Consider the following 4,509-nt stretch of genomic DNA (forward strand, 5'->3'; position numbering starts at 1 on the left):
TGTGGTAATGGTTTTGAGCTTCTGAAACAGAATAAATAGGTTGTGACCAATATCCAGAACCCGTACCGTTGTCTGATCGCACAAAAATACTACAACCTCCACCGCCTCCGGCCCCCCCCTTTAAAGCTTACCAACGCCTCATGGCTCAACATTTTCTCAGGTAATAATTTTAGCTTTCCAAGCTTTTTTAACTTATGCATTGCATTATAGAATTTATTTAATACTTACTCTGTTCGGTTTTCGGCTTCCCCGGATGTCTGTTGGCGCCGATTGATAAACATCATGTCCAAGGTAAACGACATCAGTATATTATTTTTATACTGATGTCGTTTTACAGAATTTTTTTACCTTTTTATTTAGATCGATTCTTCATCACCCAACACCTTACTTTCAAAACCGAGCGTCCATTTGTATGGAAACAAATAGCGGTTCACACTGATCTTTCCACAGTGATTTTTACTGCACAGGTTGCCCTGCTTCCGGCACTTACAGGTGTGCCCCCCACTGCCCGGAGGCTTTATGTTGTATTTTGGTACCCCGATGAAATACTGTCACAGATCAAATATATTATCTTCCAGATCTATATTAAATTCCATCTTTCGGATCTCACTTCTAAAAAACTCCACTCCTCCTTTTTTTGAATAGGTTTTAAAAGGGACAATAACATTCCCAACTTTTCTGTAATCATCCAGTTTGGTGAAATTATCTTTGTTGTCAATATCTACCAAATAATCTATTAAAAAGGTCTTTGTATTAAAGTAGCAATTCTGTCTTTGTTTCCATTTTGCCTTTGGATTTGTGATTTGGACGATATAATAATTGTTTCCCTTCATTTCTTCGGCACCTATATACTTAAAGAAGATATTCTTTTTTTTGTTCAACCATTCTGCAAATGTTATAGCAGTAAATTTTAATAAAGCCAGGTCGGAATTAAGCCTTACGGGTACTTTAGATCGACGAATAAACATATCACAATTTTCGCCATGGCAATAAATCCGACCTTCCAGTTGAAAATTTTTATATACTTCCGTTTTTTGTTGTTTAGTATCCATTTTTTTATAAGTCAGGTGTAGTGACGGTGTCTTATTATCTACAATGCTTTCAGAAGTATAGCCCAGATAGTTATTTTCGAAAATCACGTAAGACTCTTTATAGACTGTTTGAACATTTTTCCAATTTTCTATTCCACCGGTACTATCGATATATCTATTGATTATTTCGATAGCGTCCTGACCAAAACATCCGGAATTTGTACTAAGGAACAAAACCAAATACAAGACATTTTTCAGTTTCATTTTTTTAATTTAGCGCACCATAAAAAAGAACTGCCTTTAGAAAAAGCAGTTCTAATAATTCTTAGTTTAAACACAGCCAAAAACGGGATCCCCATACATGTCAAAGCACTGTGATGCCTGGTTTAACACGCACTCTACATAACACTCCGAAGAGCTCATCCCATTAGTCGGATTGGCACAAGAAACTTCACAGCCAATCTCTGCTGAATCGACACAATCATGGCAAATACTACCTGAGCCCCCTTTAAAATTCACTAACTCCTCATGATTGAGCATTTTTTCCGGCATTAATTTTAGCTTGCCAAGCTTTTTTAGGTTTTTCATTGCTTTACTAGTTTTATGGAGACCTACTCTGTTCGGTTTTCGGCTTCCCCGGATGCCTGTTGGCGCCGATTAATAGACATCCTGTACAAGGTAAACGACAATTAATACCACCAAGCTCAGATTAATTATGATTACAAAAACCGACTTAACAGATGTAACCTTTCTTTTTTCACAAAGAATGGAATCCATTGACAGAATGGAGAACTTATTGGAATTAGTCGATTTTCTGACAAAGCATTTTGATACTCATTTACATGTATTAGAAACAGCCACACACAATAACAAACTGTTAGAAAGGCTTCTGCCCAAAGAAGTAAAATATAAGTTTGAAGAAGATTTTGATCCCATATTTCACCGCACGCATTACACTAATAAAATGGTTCGGGCGGCTACTACACCTATTGTTTCCTTGTGGGATTCCGATGTGCTTGTTGCCAAAGAACAAATAATTGCGGCAGTAAATTTAATCCGGGAGCGTACCGCCCATTTTTCTTCCCCTTATAAAGAGCGCTGGATACTTCTAAAATTGTAAGGGAGCTCTATTTTCAAACTAAGGACATCGATGTCTTAAGGGAAAATGAGAAGAAAATGAAAGAACTATACCCCCCGAACCCTATAGGAGGAGGTTTTTTTGCGGATCGCAAGGCTTATCTGGATTCCGGGATAGAAAATGAGTTTTTTTATGGATGGGGCAAGGAGGATGGAGAGAGGGTAAACCGCTGGGATACTTTAGGATATACATTTAAAAGAGTGGAAGGTTATATGTATCATCTTTCCCATGACAGAGGCGTGAACAGCAGGTTTCATTCCAAAAAACAAGGTGAAATAAAGCAAGCAGAACTTGAACGTTTGGGAATGATGTCAAAGGAAGAGCTGGAAAATGAAATTAATTCATGGTGATGATGGCAGACTCCGGAGGTTGAATCTAATCGTGTAAAGGTTTTAACACCAGATTCGCCAGGTGACCGGAGGTAAGTTGACCAGGCTGTGGAAAAGATTATTTCAATTCGGAGGATGGTGAAAATCAATCTCCAATGTTAAAATTAGGTTTCGAATATAGAATAGCTTGAAAGTGAAAAGGTTGAAAGGCCTAACCGTATAACCATTACCCCGGACCACGGCGAATGTTTTGGAGAAGATGGATTGTATGGTCATGGATTTTAAATGATCTTAAAGTGATGGAAATTCCAATGGCCTATCTGAATTTTGATGCTTAGAAGCAATAAAAGAAGATCGAACGAAATAGACATCATGAAATTTTCATACATAATTACCCATAAGGAGGGGACAGAATCGAGAAAAAAAAATCTTCTTTTTACGCTGGGCTTGGTTTCTTCTATCAAAGATGAAATGGAAATCATTTTAGTGGAGCAAGATAAAACCAGTAAAATTGACAAAAGAGTTTTACCCCTAAATTGCAAACATATATTTGCTTACAATGATGGTTTGTTTAATAGAGGTTGGGGGCTTAATGTTGGTTTCAGATATTCCAAGGGAAGGGTAGTTGCACTGGCTGACAATGACATTATTATCGATCCCCAAGTACTTATGGAATGTTTTGCATTTTGTCTTCGTGATTGTGAAGCTATCAAACCCTTTAATAAGGTAATGGATCTGGGTGAGCAAGAAACCAATGATATACTTACTAATCAAAAATCCCTTGATTCATTGACTTGTGATCATGGCAGGGAAAGAACGGGAATATCTTTCTGCGGTGGTCTGGTTATTTTTCGAAGAGAGGCTTATGAGCAGATAGGAGGATATGATGAACGTTTTGTGGGTTGGGGCGGAGAGGATGATGCCATGTCAAGGTTCAAAATTCCTTTGCTGGAAAATGTTTATATTCTGGAGGATATCGCCTTCCACCTCTGGCATGAAAGAACTAAAATGGATAGTCATTATCAACCGAACTATTTGAATAATTTGAAATTGATTCTTGATTATCAAAATTATTCTGAAAAGGAAATACAAGCATTGTGTAAAAAATCCCAACTTTCCTTTGGCCAATTGAGAAAAAATCAAAACCAACAGAGACAAGAAAAGAAATTCATAATTGGGCTAGGGACCGGAAGATGTGGCACAAAGAGTCTAGCTGCCTTATTATCAGCACAGCCAAACACAGTGGTTGCTCATGAATACCATAGATCGCCGCTACCTTGGCATTTTTCGGAAGATGCCATAGAAAAGAGGATGAATAGCCTGGAAATGATTAATGGAGATGTTGGTTTTTACTACCTTAACTATGTTGATTTCATTATCAAAAAAAAACCTGATACCCGATTTATATGTCTGAAAAGAAGAAAGGAAGAAGTAATAGCAAGCTATTTGAAGAAAACCGATGGAAGGAATCATTGGGTGAATCATGATAATAAGATCTGGAGCGCTGATCCTCTTTGGGATGTTGCTTACCCAAAATTCGATACATCAGACAAGGCATCGGCTATCGGTATGTATTACGATTTATATTATCAGATTATTCATACTTTAAAAGATAAATATCCTAATAACCTGAAAATTTTTGATATTGAGCGTTTAAATAGCAGGAAAGGCATTCGCAGTATTCTGATATTTTGTGGTTATACACAACATGAAATGAATGTCTCCATAAAATATTTAAATAGGCCTCGCTTCTAATTAATTATTTCTTGTCATAATGGGCTTACAGGGCTTTTTGAGGGTTTTTAAAGGTTAGATATTGAAATAAAAACCCCAAAAACGTACTACATATAGCATTTTTGGGGGGTTAGTGTTAGATTGTAGTTGAGAAAAATAACAATCCAAACCCCAATCTACTATGCAACAAACACTTTTCCAAGTTGAGCAGTTTGATCATCCAAAATTGCACTTATTCAAGCAGACCGCTTTGGGCCAAATCCATCAGACCATTCCT

The 4,509-nt window shown here is 37.1% G+C and carries 5 protein-coding genes; 3 read left to right on the forward strand and 2 right to left on the reverse strand.

Annotated elements, in window-relative coordinates; genetic code table 11:
* Positions 1 to 551 precede the first annotated feature (551 nt).
* Positions 552 to 1,295 carry a hypothetical protein gene (locus tag AC04NP_RS30210; protein WP_482863853.1) on the reverse strand — a complete coding sequence of 248 codons (744 nt, stop codon included), beginning with the start codon at positions 1,293 to 1,295 and terminating at the stop codon, positions 552 to 554.
* A gap of 66 nt (positions 1,296 to 1,361) precedes the next feature.
* Positions 1,362 to 1,619: a hypothetical protein gene (locus AC04NP_RS30215; protein ID WP_482863854.1), complete on the reverse strand. Its 258-nt coding sequence runs from the start codon at positions 1,617 to 1,619 to the stop codon at positions 1,362 to 1,364.
* A 127-nt stretch (positions 1,620 to 1,746) separates the two neighbouring features.
* Here AC04NP_RS30215 and AC04NP_RS30220 point away from each other — a divergent pair, with 127 nt between their 5' ends.
* The 3 genes from AC04NP_RS30220 to AC04NP_RS30230 all read left to right on the forward strand — a co-directional run bounded on the left by AC04NP_RS30220 (position 1,747) and on the right by AC04NP_RS30230 (position 4,253).
* Complete coding sequence (locus AC04NP_RS30220) at positions 1,747 to 2,151, forward strand: hypothetical protein (RefSeq protein ID WP_482863855.1); 405 nt, start codon at positions 1,747 to 1,749, stop codon at positions 2,149 to 2,151.
* Between the two features lie 56 nt (positions 2,152 to 2,207).
* Positions 2,208 to 2,519 carry a galactosyltransferase-related protein gene (locus AC04NP_RS30225; protein ID WP_482863856.1) on the forward strand — a complete coding sequence of 104 codons (312 nt, stop codon included), beginning with the start codon at positions 2,208 to 2,210 and terminating at the stop codon, positions 2,517 to 2,519.
* Positions 2,520 to 2,969: 450 nt separating this feature from the next.
* Positions 2,970 to 4,253: a galactosyltransferase-related protein gene (locus AC04NP_RS30230; protein ID WP_482863857.1), complete on the forward strand. Its 1,284-nt coding sequence runs from the start codon at positions 2,970 to 2,972 to the stop codon at positions 4,251 to 4,253.
* Positions 4,254 to 4,509 lie beyond the last annotated feature (256 nt).

Source organism: Agaribacillus sp. DX54 (genome assembly GCF_056858335.1).

What these genes read in the sequence shown, in the direction of transcription:
- AC04NP_RS30210 (WP_482863853.1), bottom strand. Translation starts at nt 1,295, where the DNA reads ATGAAACTGAAAAATGTCTTGTATTTGGTTTTGTTCCTTAGTACAAAT.
- AC04NP_RS30215 (WP_482863854.1), bottom strand. Translation starts at nt 1,619, where the DNA reads ATGAAAAACCTAAAAAAGCTTGGCAAGCTAAAATTAATGCCGGAAAAA.
- AC04NP_RS30220 (WP_482863855.1), top strand. Translation starts at nt 1,747, where the DNA reads ATGATTACAAAAACCGACTTAACAGATGTAACCTTTCTTTTTTCACAA.
- AC04NP_RS30225 (WP_482863856.1), top strand. Translation starts at nt 2,208, where the DNA reads ATGAAAGAACTATACCCCCCGAACCCTATAGGAGGAGGTTTTTTTGCG.
- AC04NP_RS30230 (WP_482863857.1), top strand. Translation starts at nt 2,970, where the DNA reads ATGGAAATCATTTTAGTGGAGCAAGATAAAACCAGTAAAATTGACAAA.